Here is a 15,313-nt window from a genome sequence, read left to right on the forward strand (position 1 = left end):
AATTTCCCATGTTGTCACCACCTCCTTAATTTCTAAACAATAAAAAATGTTCGCTTATTGATACCTTTCATGTTAGGCCGCCAAATTTCACTTAACGCGCCGCCTCTTTTGGTATAAAGATTGCCAGTATAATGTAAAGCATCAGCCCGCTACCATACACCATAATCAATAGGGCGCAGATAATACGCACAATCTTCGGAGAAAGGCCGAAATATTCAGCAATACCCCCACAGACACCGGCAATCCACCGATTATCTCTTGATCTACGAAGTTTATTTGCCATGATATTTTTTCTCCTTTCCGCTGCGTTGGTGACATACCAATATGAGCGCAGCCAAACAGCCGCATAATAGCAACACAAATAGGCTTTCAAACAGATTGGTGGTTGTCGTCTCATAATACCCCGCTACCCCCAGCAAGGCAGTAATGGGATAAAATGTTTTCGTCAGGCTGGACATACTCATAAACAGCCCGGCGAAAGAATAAATTTCTGCCAGCAGCAAAGCCAGCCAATAGCTCTTTTTGGTATAGGACACTAACGCAATAATTGGAGATACCGCTAAAAAGACACCAATGCCCTCTAACAGATAACTCTTAAAAAAGGATAGTACCATTCCCACAGATAGATCGGTATGATGCAATAATAATTCTACGGAAAAGGTAATTGCAAAAAGCAATAAATAAATCAAAATGCTAATTGCAAAGGTCACAATCATTTTTGCTGCGGTCAATGTAGTTTCATTCACGGGGATCAGCAACAATGATTTCAAGGTGTCGTCTTGTTCCTCCCGGCAAATCATATAACTTCCGAGCATTGCAACGATGGCAGGCAGAACAAACATGGTAGCCCACGGTTGTACCATTGTCATGTACCAGCCTGCGTCACTCAAATAAAACCCATCAACGGTTGTTTCCCGTCCCGCTACCAGCACAATGACCGCAATCAATACAGTTGCAAAGACAGTAAGCAAGATGATACTGGAACGGCGAAGTTTTCTCCATTCCGCCCAAAGCATTTTTCGCATCAAATCACCTCACTTTCTCTTGCGAAGCGAAAAAGCAGCAAACAGCACAGACAGCGCATCCCAAATAAAGATACAGAACAACGCCAACGGGACATTGATATTCTGTGCGAAAGCAAGTCCCTGAATATTTCCGCTTCTTGCAATGATAACGGAAATGCTGGACACAGGATGCAGGTACATACTGATTGACGTGATAAAAAAGCCGAGAAATACATAAAGCAGCGTCATGCAAACGGGAAAAATATAGCCCTTTTTTGAAGCGGCAAGGGCTAAAATCGGCATAACAGCAAAAGCGGTCAATACGCCAATCTCCAAACACCTTTCTGCCAAAAATCCAACACTCTGCCACTCAAAAGCGACAAATCCGGGCAAAACACTGAATAGAACCGTAGCCACCGCCGAAATCAGCATGAAAACAATGGAATAGATCAACACAACAATAAACTTGCTGAAAAAATAACCCATTTTACTGACAGGGACAATCCAAAGCTGTTTGAGCATATCATAGCGGTTTTCATCGTGCATCAGCACAACACAAAATACGCCCAGCACAAAGGGAAGGATGATAAAGGGGGTATATCCAAAGGCGGCCAGCTTGTAAAACGCTACCGGGTCAATACCGTTCGCCTCAAAATAGTTGTAATAGATAAAAGAGAAAAACGGCATGATAAACGCAGCCAGCAGCATAAACCAAATCATTTTCTTGCGCCGCAGTTTCAAAAATTCTGTCTGAACCAAATTAAGCAATTCCCTCACCCCCCGTAATTCTTTTGAAATAGTCCTCCAAAGTATCATTACAGAGCTGGGAACTGATAACGGACACATCGTGCATAACAAGAGCTTTGTTGACTGCTCCCATATCCAGAGAAGTGTCATAGATACATAATGTGTGCCCATCGTACATATCAAAATTGGTCACATGAAATTCCTGCTCCAAAATCAGCATGGCCTTTGGCATATCACTTATCCGAAGCAGAACATACTTCCGATTTTTCTTTTCTAACGCTTTCATGGTATTTTCTACCAGCAAGGTTCCGTGGTCGATAATACCAATATCATCCGCCAGAAGCGAAATTTCAGAAAGGATATGACTGGAAATCAAAATCGTTTTTCCACGTTCCGCGCTTAAATGTTTGATAAAGTCCCGCATTTCCGCAATGCCAATGGGGTCAAGTCCGTTGGTCGGTTCATCGAGGATTAAAAGTTCCGGGTCATGCAGAATTGCATTGGCAATGCCGAGCCGCTGCTTCATTCCCAGCGAATACTTGCTGAACAGCTTTTTATCTTTGTATGGTAGTCCCACCACTTTCAAAGCGTTTTTAACGGCGTTGGGGGCAGCAGTACCACGCAGCCTTGCGAAAATTTCAAGGTTCTCTGTTCCGGTTAGATTAGGATAGAACCCCGGCGTTTCAATAATTGCGCCAATGCGGGGATAAATACGTTTCTCATGGCCTTTGATGTTCTGTCCGAACACATCTACCTCGCCGGAAGTAATAGATGTCAGACCTAAAATCATCTTCATAATGGTGGTTTTTCCAGCTCCATTACGTCCCAGCAACCCATATATGCGCCCTTTCTTCACATGAAGATTAACGTCTTTCACGGCAGCCTGATCCCCGTAAGTTTTTGTTAGTTGTTTTGTTTCGATCAGATAATCGCTCATACTTATTTCCTCACTTTCCGGGCTGTAATGCCGCGATATAATACCGGCATCTCCAACCACAAGGCCAGTATAAAACACAAACCTTGCCATAACCTTGCCGAGATAAAATTTTTTCAAAAAAAGCTCTGCGAAATCACAGAGCTTTCGGAAGTATAATGGTAAATGTTGTTCCCGCTTCGGGAATACTGTCTGCTGTGATGGTGCCTTTATGGGCGTTCACCAGTTCTTTTGCAATGGAGAGGCCCAGCCCGTTCCCTCTGGCAGACCTGGAGTGGTCGCATTGATACATCCGTTCAAAGATATGGGGAAGATCTGCGTCAGAAATCCCTTTCCCGTTATCCGCCACCATGATTTTTGCCTGCTGCTCCGTTTCGGTCACGGTCAGGGTCACTTGTCTTGCGCCGCTGTGCGTCAGGATATTTTGCAGCAGATTATTGAGAATACGGGTGTAGGCGGTAGGGTCAACCCTCGTCATGTATTCTGTTTCGGGTATCTCAATTTCATAGGTGAGATCGTGGCTTTCCAGCAGCGGCACCCAGTCGGCCATGATGTCGCGGGAAAGTTCATTCAGGTCGCAGACTTCAAAATGAAAAATCTGTTCCCCGGCGTCCAGCTTCACCCATTCAAACAGGGCGGTCACAAAGTCTTTCAGGTAGTGGGCTTTTTCCATAGCCACCCGGATATATTCTTCTTGCTCGGCCCCTGTCACCATCTTGCTTTCCACGGCCTCCAAATAGCCTACAAGAGAAGCAAGAGGGGTTTTCACATCATGGGAAAGACTTGTCATCAGCCGCTTGTACGCCTGTTCAGACTGCTTTTGCTGGATCAGACGTGATTGGTTACTCATGGCGATCTCGTTGATGTCGTAGCAAATTTGTTTCGTCAGGTCACTTTCCCGTGCCAGCACACGGCGGTTCATGTTTCCGTCCTTTATATCCATCAGGGCATCTTTAATAAGGGAAAGCTGCCCCCGGACACGGTGAAGTTTTGCCAAAAGCCAGCCAATTACCAGCAGGGCAATCAATAGGGCCAGCAGCAGATAAAGATTTAACTCCATGCTCATGCCTCCTTATTGAACCGATACCCCACACCCCGGACGGTTTGGATATAAAACGGCTGTTCTGGATTTGGCTCAATCTTCTTCCGTAGTTTACTGATAAAGGCCATGATATTGTTATCGTCAAAGTCGTATTCTTCCGTCCATACCTGCGTGTAAAGTTGCTTTTTTGTAAATACCCGTCCCTTATTGGACGCCAAAACCAGAAGCAAATCAAATTCCTTGCCGGTTAGCTCTACCGGGATATTTTGGACAGTCACCATCCGATTGACTTTATCAATCACCATATCTTTCAGAAGCATGGTGGCGGCCTCGTTCCCGGTCACGGGATTTAGGGTGGTGTAGCGCCGGATTAGGGAATTGACGCGGGCCATCAGCTCGTTAATGCTGAAAGGTTTTGTCAGGTAATCGTCCGCCCCCAGCCGCAGGCCGGAAACCTTATCTTCCTCGTCGCTTTTGGCGGTCAGCATCAGCACCGGCACATTATTTTTCTCCCGGATTTTCTGCAATACCTGAAAGCCGTCCATACCCGGCATCATCACATCCAGAATAATCAGGCAATAGGTGTCTTTGTTTTCTTTCAGCAGCCGTAAGCCCTCTAAACCGCCATGCGCCACCGCCGCAGACAAATTTTCCTGTTCCACACATTTTTTCATCAAGGCACAAAGTTCCTTATCATCGTCTATAATCAAAACACTATTCATGTTTCAAAGCCCTCCCTTGCTTTGTCCTGCCGTCCACTGGCTTTTTGGCATCTTTGGGGATTAACCATAGTGTTGCCATTTTCAACGCGCCGGGAATACGGCCGTCAACACAGTAATAGTTTATTTGACGGGCCGAAACGCCCCATTTTTCGCTGGCTTCTTTAATCGTCATATAGTCCATACCTTCACCTCCAACATAATTCATTATATTTCTTTCTCTCGAAGAATACAATATGTGGAATGTAAATAATAGCGGATAGGGATAGGTAAAATGGCATACCGGTCAACAATACATGACAAAATCAGGCATTATCCACACAGCAGAAAAAGCGAAAATTTAAGGGTGCGGCAGAAATACCGCACCCTTTCTATACATCAAATTTATAACCTACACCATAGACACTTTTCACATAATCCGGCAAACCAGGCGCAACCCGGAGCTTCTTTCTCAGGTTGCTTATGTGGTTGTTGATTGCTTTCCGGGAATAGTAGGAATAATCCTCATGCCATACCAGATCCAGGAGCATTTCATAAGTGAACACCCGCTTTGGGTTCAGTATGAGCAAAGCGAAGATTTCAAATTCCTTGACCGTCAGCGGAATTACCTGACTCCGCACGGTAACAAGGCGCTGTTCCAAGCAGAAATACAAATCACCTTCCCGGATTTCCGTCAATGGCTGATCTGCCTGCGGAGGGATAAAATACTGGCCTCGAAGAAGTGTTAAGTATGGGACATCAGCCAGAATATTGCCAGCCTCATAGTCACGAACAAACTGAGCCAGCTCCTTCTTTTGGCAGGGAGAAAGCAGAGCAAATAGCTTTTCACCAATCTGCCTGCCGGAATCTTTTAAATCCAGTACGGCTAATTTCCCATGTTATCACCACCTCCTTAGTCCTCTAAAGCATCTTTCAGTTTTTGAAAAGATTCATTGCTAATAACATGTTCAATCCGGCAGGCGTCGGCCTCCGCTGTCCTGGGGTCAACGCCTGCTGCGATAAGCTGCTCGGTAAAAAAGCAATGGCGCTCGTAGATTTTTTCGGCAACCTCGCGGCCAACATCGGTCAGATGGAGAAAATGATCTTCGTCCATCGTGAGAAAGCCGCCGTCCCGCAAGGTAGCCACTGCATGGCACACGCTGGGCTTTGACACCTCCATGTGCCGGGCCACATCTACGGATCGCACCATACCGAGTTTCTTTTGGAGAACAAGGATGGTTTCCAGATAGTCCTCCCCGGACGCATGAAGTTTCATAAATATTTCTCCTAATTGATTTGCCAACCGGCTGTGGTCTGCTGAATATCCCACAAATGCCGATATAGACCATGATTATCCATTAGTTCTTTATGTGTACCTACTTCTTTTACCTCGCCCTGATCCAATACAATGATTTGATCTGCTCCAGCAATCGTTTTCAATTTATGGGCGATCATTACCACAGTACGGTCTTTCACGAGTTCTTCGATGGCTTGCTGAACCTCCACTTCATTTTCCGGATCAAGGGAGGAAGTTGCTTCATCTAACAGCAGCACAGGGGCATCTTTCAAAATTGCGCGGGCGATAGAAATCCGTTGTTTCTCGCCGCCTGACAATGTGGAGCCGCCTTCGCCAACCATTGTGTCATAGCCATCTGGCAGAGCCATAATGAAATCGTGACAATGGGCCAGTTTTGCGGCTGCTTCAATTTCTTCCTGCGTGGCATTTTCCCGGCCATAGCGGATGTTGTTGCCGATGGTATCCTGGAACAAATATACATCCTGAAAGACCACAGATATTTTAGACATCAGTTTTTCCGGGTCAACCGTCTTTTCGTCAACACCTCCAAAACGAACAATACCATTCTGTGGATCATAGAACCGGGCAATCAGCCGTAGCATTGTACTTTTTCCGCTGCCAGAAGGTCCGACAATCGCTGTCATAGTTCCTTTCGGGAAACTCGCATTGACATTGTGAAGGACAACATCCTCCCCATAACCGAAGGTGACATTTTCAAAGATAACATCGTGATCCTTCGGGGCTTCTCCTTCGCCCTGCATGGTTGGTTCTTCCAGTAAATCTACAATGCGCTTTCCCGCCGCAGCCTGATAAGTAAATACAGGGAGCTGAGTAATTGCGCTCACCAACGGATCAAATACACGGGAACCGACTAAAAGGAAGATGATAAACATTGGCAGTTCCAGAGTTCCTCCCAGAAGCAGATAAGTACCGGCCATTGTAATCATGGAAAGCCCGATCTGTAAAAACGCAACTGCTATCAGATAAAACGGGCCAGACACACCTTCCAGCTTAATGCTTTCTTTCATAAAATTGTAGAACGCCCGCTCCAGCTTTTTGAAATTCGCCCCCCGCAGGTTATATGCTTTTATTACCTTCATTCCGGTCAGATATTCCTGCAAGCGGTTCGTTTGTTCAATTCTTGCTTTTGTATGTGCAGCACCGCGCTTGCGGTCAATCACACGGACACCCCAAAGGATTAAGAAGGTCACAGGAAGTCCGGCAAACATAGCCAGTGCCATACGCCAATCAGCAAAAGCCATTCCGAACAAAGCCAGAAATGCGACGATGATACCACTGATAAGCTGCGGCAAAATGTGGGTAACGCCTTCCTCAATCTGGCTAAAATCATTCATCATGGTATTTCCCAATTCGCCGGAGTCCTTGCTCATTAGAAAACCTAAAGGCAATTTGCGGATATGCTCTGCGAGGCGGATACGCCCGTCCGCGCTGGTTGCGTAACCGTCATGGAAGGTAGCATGAGTAGCCTTGCGCTCCAAAAGATATACCACAACGGAAGTCGCTAAAATACCTCCCCATGAAAGCCATAAAGTCTTAATATCCAGCGAACCGGCATCCCCGGCAAAGAAGGAATATATCGTGATAACAAACAGTGCCAGGAACATAAAAGAAAACAGATTTATATTGGTAACAACCGTCCAGATCACCGGCTTTTTCAGTTTCTTTGGATTTCCCGCCGTCACCTGATAAATAGGATTTGTCTTTTTCATGCCTTTGCCACCTCCTTATCTGTTCCTTTTTTCAGTTCCCAATCGGACGAAGCTGTGTAGGCCGCCCACATCTTATGATAGGTTCTTTCATTTGCCAGAAGTTGGTCATGGGTTCCTGTTTCTTCTATTTTTCCATGATTGATGACCATAATCTTATTGGCGTTCCGAATGGTCATCAGCCGGTGAGCAATAATCAATACTGTCTTGTTTTTAATCAGTTCTTGTAATGCCAACTGCATTTGAAATTCATTCTCTGGATCAGCATAGGCGGTTGCTTCATCAAGAATCAGGATCGGAGCATTTTTCAAGATCGCTCTTGCCACAGAAACACGTTGTTCCTCGCCTCCTGATAGATAAACACCGCCTTCCCCGATTAAGGTATCGTAACCCTGGGGCAGCTTCTCAATAAACTCATGGCATTGTGCTGCCCTTGCCGCCGCATAGACTTCTTCTCTTGTAGCGCCGGGTTTTCCTACAGCAATGTTGTTATAGAGCGTATCGGAGAACAGAAAGCAGTCCTGAAATACGAAAGACATGGTATTCATCAAATCTTCCGTTCTCATATCCCGGATGTCTATGCCGCCAATCGTTATGCTGCCTTCCTGTACATCCCAAAACCGTGGAATAAGCTGTGCAATCGTTGATTTACCAGAACCGGAAGGCCCTACAAGAGCCGTTATTGTTCCTTGATCGGCAGTAAAACTCACATGATCTAAGACCTTTGGCCCATCCTCATAAGAAAAAGATACATTGTGAAATTCAATCGTATATTCATTGGGCTTTTTACTGATTTCAGGTTCTTTTACCTCATTTGTGCTTAACACTTCGTCAATGCGCCGCACACCTTCATTGATATTGTTGAAGCTGGAACCGAAGCTGTTAAACTTAAACACAGGTGTTGCAATTCCCGGTGCAAAGATCAAGACGAACAGCAATGTCATGGCAAATGCCATATTCTGCGGATTTCCTGTAAGAAACAACATCCCCACAGGGATGATAAATGCGGAAAGTGAAAGTACAAATACACGGAACAGGACATAACAAGGTTCATAGTTATCCGCATATTTCGTTGTCATATCACGGTAGGCAATAATATCATCATAGAATTTTCGGAAAGAGCGCACAGTCTGACCAAAAATTTTGATGGAAGGCATCCCCCGCACATACTGAACCGATGATGTGTTGATATTTTCCATTGCATCGTAATATTCCTTCAGACCTTCTTTTGCCTTAGAGCCGAACATAAAGGAGAACTGCACAACAAACCCGACAATAATCGGCAGGATGCAGGCAAGGGCCAGCCAGATATTCAGGCTAAACATCACAATGACCATAAATACAATCACAGCAATGGTACTAATCATATCCGGGAACTGATGGGCGATGAAAAGTTCAATCTGTTCCACATCCTGCTCCGCAATCTGCTTTACCTTACCGATAGAGTTACGGCTGAACCACCCCAAAGGCAATCCGCTGATATGTTCGGACAGCTTTACACGGATTCCATAGAGGGTACGATAAGCCGCGATATGACCGATCATGCCGCCTACATACATAAACACATAGCAGATTACCAACCCGACAATTCCGAATAAAGCCCAAAAAGTCATATAGGAAGTGTCCACCTGACTAATATCTGCGGCATTACGCAGAAGCTCCGTCATAACCTTATAAACTGCCAGATAGGGAGCTAACTGAAACAAAGCCGCAATCGTCGAAAGCGAAGCCCCGACAATCATCAGAGTTTTTCGTTGTCCAGCCATCTCCAGCAAACGCGGGATGCCTGTCTTTTGCTTTTTTTCTTTGCTCATAATCCTCACCTCCTTTTTGCCGCCTATTCCGCATTGGAAAGACGTTTTTTTACTATTTTATTTCCCCAAAGCACGCCCAGACAGGTGAGGATAACCGTTGCCACGCACAGCACAATCATGACCGGAACAGAAACGATATTCATGCACCATTCAGCAATTTCCAGAAGGCCGGAATCATCATTCACCAGCATGGAACGATAGGCGTCCTGCATCCAGATGAACGGTATGTATTCACCGAGAGCCAGCCCTACCAAAGCGAAGGAGGAACCTACCATCGTTGCTTTGGTTGTACGCCTCCCCAAAACACTATAAAGGATTTCTCCGATCACACCGCCAGCCACAGTGCAGAAGAACATCATGCCATAAGGGGCCATCGTAAACAGGCAGATACCCAGCAGAAATGAACTGATTAAAATACCACCTGGGATTGTCAGCTTTGATAACATGACAACATAGACAATCCCACCGATAATTCCGAGGACACAGGGAAGAACCAATAAAATTGGTGGAAAAAAACCAATCGTAAAGGCCACCAGGAAGCCAATCACAACCCACAGCGCACTGAAAACGCCAATTCGGATTAAATCCTTCAATCTACGACTTTCTTTTGTTTGATTTCTCATAGCGACACACTCCTTTTTTAGAATGAAATTTGAAAATATTGAGCCAGGTTTTCCGGCTTGTACTTATCAGGGGAAAGATACTGTATCGTACCATCCTCCTGTAAAAGAAGAAGGGAAGAAAAAAGCTCTGCGGCAAATTCATAATCGTGGGTAATGACAAACACACACGCGCCACCTTCAGCCAGCTTTTTTATTTCAGTCTGGACAATCTTCATATTCTCTGCGTCCAGTCCGCTGGTCGGTTCATCAAGGTAGAGAAGCGGTAAACGGTTCATTTCTGCCAATGCAATAGAAAGCCGCTGTTTTTGTCCGCCAGATAAAGCTGTTGGATGTCTTTTCAAGAATTTTCCCAATCCCAAATTCTCTAACTTGCAAATGGCCTGTTCTTTTTCTGCCTCTGTCTTTTTCGTACCCATCAGCATTTCCTCCAATACATTCGGGGCAAATAACTGATAATCTACATCCTGCATGACATAGAAAGATTTTTTTCGCCGCTGCTGCTTGCCGGAATAACTTCCGTTGATAGAAATTTTTCCGGTCTTTTGCTTTTCAAGGCCCATAAGTGTTCGGATCAGTGTGCTTTTCCCGGCTCCGTTCTTTCCAATGATACCGATGATCTCGCCACCATGAGCAGAGAAAGTAACATCATGCCATAACAGGGGTTTCCCTGGATAACCAAAGGATAAATTCTTTATCTGAATGGAGACATCTCCCTTTACAGGGTAGTAGGCTTTTGGTGTAATCAGTGCAAGATCGGATTTTCGCAGGCCATGCCTTGTAAACCATTCCGCTGTCTGCCGGTCAAAATCCCTGCCGTCCATCTCTTTATCAATTTTTCCATCCTTCATAATCAGCACACGATCCGTAAGCCCGTTGAGGTAGTAGAGCTTATGCTCCGAAATGATGATGGTGTTGCCCTGCTCTTTGAGGGATTTTAATACTTGACGAAGCTGCTCTGTACCCTCCGAATCCAGATTGGCCGATGGTTCGTCTAAGACATAAATTCCGACTCCCACCATATAGATGGACGCAATGGCTACCTTCTGCTTTTCGCCGCTGGAAAGGTCAAAAATGCTCTTTCCGAGCAAGCCCTGAATTTGTAAAACGTCCACCGCTTTTTCATATTGCTCCTGCATTTTATCCATAGGTGTTCCCAGATTTTCGCTTGGAAATGGAATTTCCGTTTTAACATGAAGTGTAAAAAACTGAGAACGTGGGTCTTGAAATACCGAACCGACCAGCGGTGAAAACTCACCTGTTTCATGTTCTGCAATATCCATACCGCAAACACGACATTCCCCTGAAAGATCTCCCTCGAAAAAATCCGGGATAAGCCCATTTATGCAGCGGGTCAATGTGGTCTTGCCACAGCCGCTATGTCCTGTCAAAAGGATAAATTCACCCTTACGAATGATGAAATCAATCCCTGTCAGACTTTCTGAGTCAGCATTATGATAGGTAAAACTAAAGTTTGAAAATTCAATGACAGGCTGGTTCATGCTTATGCCTCCTTCCCATCTAAAGTAAAATCACATGATAGTTGATAAATGCTAAACCTGCCGCAAGGAGCGCAACACAAAGCAAGTAGATAGAATCTGTTACCCTTAGTTTCACTTTCGTGCAGCACGTTCGTTTTCTTTTTGTGCTAAGCCCTTTGCAGATTGAAGCGGCAGACAATTCTTCCGAAATTTTTTCGCTGCGATATAAAAGCGGCACAAAAAAGTTTTCTGCATTTTGCATCGGATGGCATACCTTATCCCACATAGAGGAATGGAGATTCCGCATTTTAAGGCTTTCCCGAATGTATCCGATCTCTTTCAATATCGTTGGTATGTAACGATAAATAACTGCCAACGGGATCAACACTAATTTTGGAACACGCCAGATTTCCAATGAGAAAAGCAGTTCATCCATTGGTGCTTTTTCAATCAGAACCCTCACTGCCAAATACGCCGGATATAGCCTCGCCATCAACAAAAGGAAAAGCGGAAACAAATCCGAAATAATCGGAATGTATATTTCTTGCAGCGCAAACAGTATCAGCAGCATAGCGGCATAGGACAGAAGGTTTTTCCAGAATACCGCCCACCCGCATTGAAGTAACAGCAGGAAATCTACAATCAGCACTAAAAGAAATAATGCGAGCAGATTCCGAAATACTGATGCCAATACCGCCACCACGACAATCTGTATAATTAAAATGCGGGGATCCGGCATTGACGCCTTAAATCTCATCCGCATATTTTCACCTCCTTTACCTTGTGAAAACAACAGGTATGTGCTACAATATCAAGTGGTTAGCTCTGGCTAATCGCCGTTTTTAAGTATAGTACGAGACTTTTGTTTTCACAATGGATTTAGGAAAGGAGCGTCGTATCGGCGTATAAGTTCGTCCAAACGGCGTATTTATAGGTGACGATAATGAAACATCTAAAAGAAATGTATCATTCCATGCTTTCTGATGGAGGATTCTTCTTAGATAACGAACACAGGCAGCCTTATAATGAATTTACCTGTTACACTTTACAGGCAGATAAGGGGCAAGGACATTTTTGGGTCTATTTTTATGAAAATATGTTTGAAATCACCATCAGAGATTTTCTTTTTCTCGATGACATTATGTTAGAGTGTCCAGAACCGGAATTTTTGTCTGTTACTTATTACACCTCTGTGTCAGGTGAAGAATTTCATCCTTACCGCCAGCTTTCTCCTAACAGTTTACAGGCACAAATCGGGCAGGCAGACAAGGTCTATCAGGCGATTTATCATAAGAACATTCCTTTGCAGAGTATCAGTTTTACGATCATGCCGGAGTTTTATCAACGGTATTTGCAGCAGAAATTTCCAGGAGAATACATTGATCCCAGCGAAGCATTTCGTAAAATGCAGATCGGAACGGATTTCCCTGAATTGATTGTTCTGCTAAAGCAAATCGAAGGATACCGGGGAACGGGTCTTACGGCAAAGATGTTTTATGAAGGCAAAATATTAGAAGCGGTTTCTTTAATTATGGAGCGGGCTAAAAGCAATCAGGAGAAGAAAAAGAAGCTGCATCTGACGGAGCAGGATCAGGAGAACCTTTCCGCAGTTGCGGCTTATCTGGATAACCATTATGCCTTTTCTGTTCCGATTGAGAGATTGTGTCGCATTTCTTTTATGGGGCAGACGAAGTTAAAAGCTGCCTTTAAGGAATGTTTCGGCTGTACGCTCTATGATTATATTTTGCAGAAAAGGATTGGACAGGCCCAGCACCTCCTTATGGGAACAGAATTAAGCATCGCAGAGATCGCACAAGCGGTTGGATATGATCGGCCGGAAAGTTTTGCAAAACAATTCCAGCGTGTTACTGGATTATTACCACGAGAATACCGAAGGCTTATAAAATAGGTCTTGTACAAATGGGCAAGCAATGCAAACATATACATGTTTTGCGATTTTGGCCGGATTGCTCCGGCCAAAATGCTTGTTGAGGGATAACCCCCAAGCCCCCAAGATCGCCACCTTCGGTGACGGCCACGCGTCCTGCGGACGCTAAAAAATCTTCAAAAGGAAAGCTGCAGAGTTGGTAATTGCTCTGCAGCTTTCCTTTTTCATATATCGAATTTATAGCCTACACCGTAGACACTTTTCACGTAGTCCGGCAAATCCGGTGCAATCCTGATTTTCTTTCGTAGGTTGCTTATATGGTTGTTGATTGCTTTCCTGGAATAGTAGGTGTAGTCCTCATGCCATACCAGATCCAGCAACATTTCATAGGTGAACACCCGCTTTGGATTTAATATAAGCAAAGCAAAAATATCAAATTCCTTTACTGTCAGCGGGATTGCCTGGCCCCGCACAGTAACAAGGCGTTGCTCTAAACAGAAATACAAGTCACCTTCCCGAACCTCGGTGAACGGCTGATCTGCCTGTGGTGGGATAGAATACTGACCTCGAAAAAGCGGTGTATATGAGACATCAGCCGGAATATTACCAGTCTCATAGTCGCGAACAAATTGGGCCAGCTCTTTCTTTTGGCTGGGAGAAAGAAGAATAAACAACTTTTCACCGATCTGCCTGCCGGAATCTTTCAAGTCGAGTACGGCTAATTTCCCATTTTATCACCTTCTATCTTTGAAATAATCTTTAATGTTAGTTAATTTGAATTTACATTCAACCGATTAAAAACTTTCTTAGAATAGATAGAAATTAGCAAAGCTGCAAAAGCGGCCCCAATTAAAACCACCCATGTATGCGCTGCAAAAATGTCAAACAGAACACCGTAAATCGCCTGTCCAATCGGTTGTCCGCACATCGCAATAGAAATCAGTGCCGCCATGATCTTACCGACTAATTGAGGTGGGGTCTGCGTCTGTACCAGTGTGTAAATCTGAACCATAAAGAGCGTAGAGGCTCCCATAGCGGTGAAGCTCATTAAAGTGATTGCCCAATACGATACGATGGCAGGCATATTCAGAAAAAGGGAAATCCCCATAACCGCCACAGCAATGGAGCAAACCAAAAGTAGCACATAGGAATTTTGGATTTTCAGCTTTTCCGATACGATTGCAGTTAAAATTCCGCCGCACAGACCGCCCAACGCCAGCGCCCCCTGTGTGAAGCCGTACATGGTATCAGACATCCCTAACACCTGTGTAATGAGAATGGGGGTTCCTACAATCATCACCGCGCTTAAAACCAAATTAAAGATGGACACCAGAAAGACCACCGAAAAGAAAATGGGTTTTTCTGTCTTTACAAACTGATAGCTTTCTTTCAAGTCCATTCCGACGACCCGAAGCACACCGACTTCACGCGGGCGTTTTTCATGCGGGATGTGGATAAAGATTTCCATGATGGCTGAGAAAGTAAAACACGCCGCACTCAAAAGCAAAATCGGATAAATGCCCCAAAGGGTGAACATCACGCCACCGATTACCGGCCCCAACAGACCAGAAAGGGTATTGACTTGATTGATTACCGCATTTCCGGCCATCAGTTTCTCTTTCACCACCAGAAGCGGAACGCTTGCCTGTACTGCTGGCTGGTATGTGCCGGAAATACCATAGAGTAACATCAAGGCAACGATAAAAAGCGGAACCGTTGGGATCTTCCCCAACGAAAAGTAAAACAGCATAATAATGGCTGCCGTGGAGAAGTCCAACCCTACCATAATGTCGCGCTTGTTCACACGGTCAGCCAATACGCCGCCGACCATCGAAAGAATGACCATCGGAGCAAAGGAGCAGGCGGTCACAACACCAAATAGCGTTGAAGAACCTGTTTCCCTCAATAGATACAGCGGCAAAGCAAATCGCAAGATGGCATTGCCGAATAGGGAAATGATCTGGCCGATCACGACGAGAGTAAAATCACGCCTGAAAAGTTTTGTCTGCATAAAATACCTCCATTATCTCACTATTAAACCGACCGTCGGTTTGAAGTATG

17 protein-coding genes are annotated in these 15,313 nt (G+C 44.8%); 1 reads left to right on the forward strand and 16 read right to left on the reverse strand.

The features are described 5' to 3' along the window. Positions 1-91: 91 nt before the first annotated feature. From B5F53_RS15440 to B5F53_RS15505, 14 genes are all read right to left on the reverse strand, one after another. The gene (locus B5F53_RS15440; protein ID WP_087168767.1) at positions 92-283 is read right to left on the reverse strand and encodes a PspC domain-containing protein; all 192 of its coding nucleotides are present in this window, start codon (positions 281-283) and stop codon (positions 92-94) included. Further along, on the reverse strand, positions 273-1,025 hold the full coding sequence (locus B5F53_RS15445) for an ABC transporter permease (protein WP_087225087.1): 753 nt from the start codon (positions 1,023-1,025) through the stop codon (positions 273-275). The genes B5F53_RS15440 and B5F53_RS15445 overlap by 11 nt, the downstream gene beginning before the upstream one ends. A 9-nt stretch (positions 1,026-1,034) precedes the next feature. Further along, positions 1,035-1,772 (reverse strand): ABC transporter permease, encoded by a 738-nt coding sequence (locus B5F53_RS15450; RefSeq protein WP_087225090.1) that lies wholly within the window; start codon positions 1,770-1,772, stop codon positions 1,035-1,037. Beyond that, a complete protein-coding gene (locus B5F53_RS15455; RefSeq protein WP_087225189.1) occupies positions 1,765-2,688 on the reverse strand; it encodes an ABC transporter ATP-binding protein in 924 nt (307 codons plus the stop codon). The genes B5F53_RS15450 and B5F53_RS15455 overlap by 8 nt, the downstream gene beginning before the upstream one ends. A gap of 133 nt (positions 2,689-2,821) precedes the next feature. Continuing rightward, positions 2,822-3,745: a sensor histidine kinase gene (locus B5F53_RS15460; protein ID WP_087225093.1), complete on the reverse strand. Its 924-nt coding sequence runs from the start codon at positions 3,743-3,745 to the stop codon at positions 2,822-2,824. A gap of 2 nt (positions 3,746-3,747) precedes the next feature. After that, complete coding sequence (locus B5F53_RS15465; RefSeq protein ID WP_087225097.1) at positions 3,748-4,449, reverse strand: response regulator transcription factor; 702 nt, start codon at positions 4,447-4,449, stop codon at positions 3,748-3,750. Next, complete coding sequence (locus tag B5F53_RS15470) at positions 4,442-4,630, reverse strand: helix-turn-helix domain-containing protein (RefSeq protein WP_087225100.1); 189 nt, start codon at positions 4,628-4,630, stop codon at positions 4,442-4,444. Before B5F53_RS15470 ends, B5F53_RS15465 begins: the two co-directional genes overlap by 8 nt. A gap of 187 nt (positions 4,631-4,817) precedes the next feature. Then, positions 4,818-5,123: a winged helix-turn-helix domain-containing protein gene (locus B5F53_RS15475; protein WP_330396220.1), complete on the reverse strand. Its 306-nt coding sequence runs from the start codon at positions 5,121-5,123 to the stop codon at positions 4,818-4,820. A gap of 215 nt (positions 5,124-5,338) precedes the next feature. After that, positions 5,339-5,701, reverse strand: a complete 363-nt coding sequence (locus B5F53_RS15480) for a metal-dependent transcriptional regulator (RefSeq protein WP_087225107.1) — start codon at positions 5,699-5,701, stop codon at positions 5,339-5,341. An 11-nt stretch (positions 5,702-5,712) separates the two neighbouring features. Next, positions 5,713-7,452, reverse strand: coding sequence for an ABC transporter ATP-binding protein (locus B5F53_RS15485; protein WP_087225110.1), 1,740 nt, complete (start codon positions 7,450-7,452; stop codon positions 5,713-5,715). Beyond that, on the reverse strand, positions 7,449-9,263 hold the full coding sequence (locus B5F53_RS15490) for an ABC transporter ATP-binding protein (RefSeq protein WP_087225113.1): 1,815 nt from the start codon (positions 9,261-9,263) through the stop codon (positions 7,449-7,451). Before B5F53_RS15490 ends, B5F53_RS15485 begins: the two co-directional genes overlap by 4 nt. A gap of 23 nt (positions 9,264-9,286) precedes the next feature. Continuing rightward, positions 9,287-9,886: an MptD family putative ECF transporter S component gene (locus tag B5F53_RS15495; RefSeq protein ID WP_087225116.1), complete on the reverse strand. Its 600-nt coding sequence runs from the start codon at positions 9,884-9,886 to the stop codon at positions 9,287-9,289. Positions 9,887-9,903: 17 nt separating this feature from the next. Continuing rightward, positions 9,904-11,385 (reverse strand): ABC transporter ATP-binding protein, encoded by a 1,482-nt coding sequence (locus B5F53_RS15500; RefSeq protein ID WP_087225118.1) that lies wholly within the window; start codon positions 11,383-11,385, stop codon positions 9,904-9,906. A 19-nt stretch (positions 11,386-11,404) separates the two neighbouring features. Beyond that, on the reverse strand, positions 11,405-12,127 hold the full coding sequence (locus tag B5F53_RS15505; protein ID WP_087225121.1) for an energy-coupling factor transporter transmembrane component T: 723 nt from the start codon (positions 12,125-12,127) through the stop codon (positions 11,405-11,407). Positions 12,128-12,307: 180 nt separating this feature from the next. Here B5F53_RS15505 and B5F53_RS15510 point away from each other — a divergent pair, with 180 nt between their 5' ends. Further along, positions 12,308-13,273: a helix-turn-helix domain-containing protein gene (locus B5F53_RS15510; protein ID WP_087225124.1), complete on the forward strand. Its 966-nt coding sequence runs from the start codon at positions 12,308-12,310 to the stop codon at positions 13,271-13,273. A gap of 203 nt (positions 13,274-13,476) precedes the next feature. Here B5F53_RS15510 and B5F53_RS15515 read toward each other — a convergent pair whose 3' ends face one another. Further along, positions 13,477-13,959: a winged helix-turn-helix domain-containing protein gene (locus B5F53_RS15515; RefSeq protein ID WP_242970347.1), complete on the reverse strand. Its 483-nt coding sequence runs from the start codon at positions 13,957-13,959 to the stop codon at positions 13,477-13,479. A gap of 62 nt (positions 13,960-14,021) precedes the next feature. Next, positions 14,022-15,263, reverse strand: coding sequence for an MFS transporter (locus tag B5F53_RS15520; RefSeq protein WP_087225127.1), 1,242 nt, complete (start codon positions 15,261-15,263; stop codon positions 14,022-14,024). Between the last annotated feature and the right edge of the window lie 50 nt (positions 15,264-15,313).

It is taken from the genome of Blautia sp. An249 (assembly GCF_002159835.1).
Classification (GTDB): Bacteria; Bacillota; Clostridia; order Lachnospirales; family Lachnospiraceae; genus Blautia_A; species Blautia_A avistercoris.

What these genes read in the sequence shown, in the direction of transcription:
- B5F53_RS15465 (WP_087225097.1), bottom strand. Translation starts at nt 4,449, where the DNA reads ATGAATAGTGTTTTGATTATAGACGATGATAAGGAACTTTGTGCCTTG.
- B5F53_RS15440 (WP_087168767.1), bottom strand. Translation starts at nt 283, where the DNA reads ATGGCAAATAAACTTCGTAGATCAAGAGATAATCGGTGGATTGCCGGT.
- B5F53_RS15470 (WP_087225100.1), bottom strand. Translation starts at nt 4,630, where the DNA reads ATGGACTATATGACGATTAAAGAAGCCAGCGAAAAATGGGGCGTTTCG.
- B5F53_RS15460 (WP_087225093.1), bottom strand. Translation starts at nt 3,745, where the DNA reads ATGGAGTTAAATCTTTATCTGCTGCTGGCCCTATTGATTGCCCTGCTG.
- B5F53_RS15495 (WP_087225116.1), bottom strand. Translation starts at nt 9,886, where the DNA reads ATGAGAAATCAAACAAAAGAAAGTCGTAGATTGAAGGATTTAATCCGA.
- B5F53_RS15455 (WP_087225189.1), bottom strand. Translation starts at nt 2,688, where the DNA reads ATGAGCGATTATCTGATCGAAACAAAACAACTAACAAAAACTTACGGG.
- B5F53_RS15520 (WP_087225127.1), bottom strand. Translation starts at nt 15,263, where the DNA reads ATGCAGACAAAACTTTTCAGGCGTGATTTTACTCTCGTCGTGATCGGC.
- B5F53_RS15500 (WP_087225118.1), bottom strand. Translation starts at nt 11,385, where the DNA reads ATGAACCAGCCTGTCATTGAATTTTCAAACTTTAGTTTTACCTATCAT.
- B5F53_RS15505 (WP_087225121.1), bottom strand. Translation starts at nt 12,127, where the DNA reads ATGCGGATGAGATTTAAGGCGTCAATGCCGGATCCCCGCATTTTAATT.
- B5F53_RS15490 (WP_087225113.1), bottom strand. Translation starts at nt 9,263, where the DNA reads ATGAGCAAAGAAAAAAAGCAAAAGACAGGCATCCCGCGTTTGCTGGAG.
- B5F53_RS15445 (WP_087225087.1), bottom strand. Translation starts at nt 1,025, where the DNA reads ATGCGAAAAATGCTTTGGGCGGAATGGAGAAAACTTCGCCGTTCCAGT.
- B5F53_RS15480 (WP_087225107.1), bottom strand. Translation starts at nt 5,701, where the DNA reads ATGAAACTTCATGCGTCCGGGGAGGACTATCTGGAAACCATCCTTGTT.
- B5F53_RS15485 (WP_087225110.1), bottom strand. Translation starts at nt 7,452, where the DNA reads ATGAAAAAGACAAATCCTATTTATCAGGTGACGGCGGGAAATCCAAAG.
- B5F53_RS15510 (WP_087225124.1), top strand. Translation starts at nt 12,308, where the DNA reads ATGAAACATCTAAAAGAAATGTATCATTCCATGCTTTCTGATGGAGGA.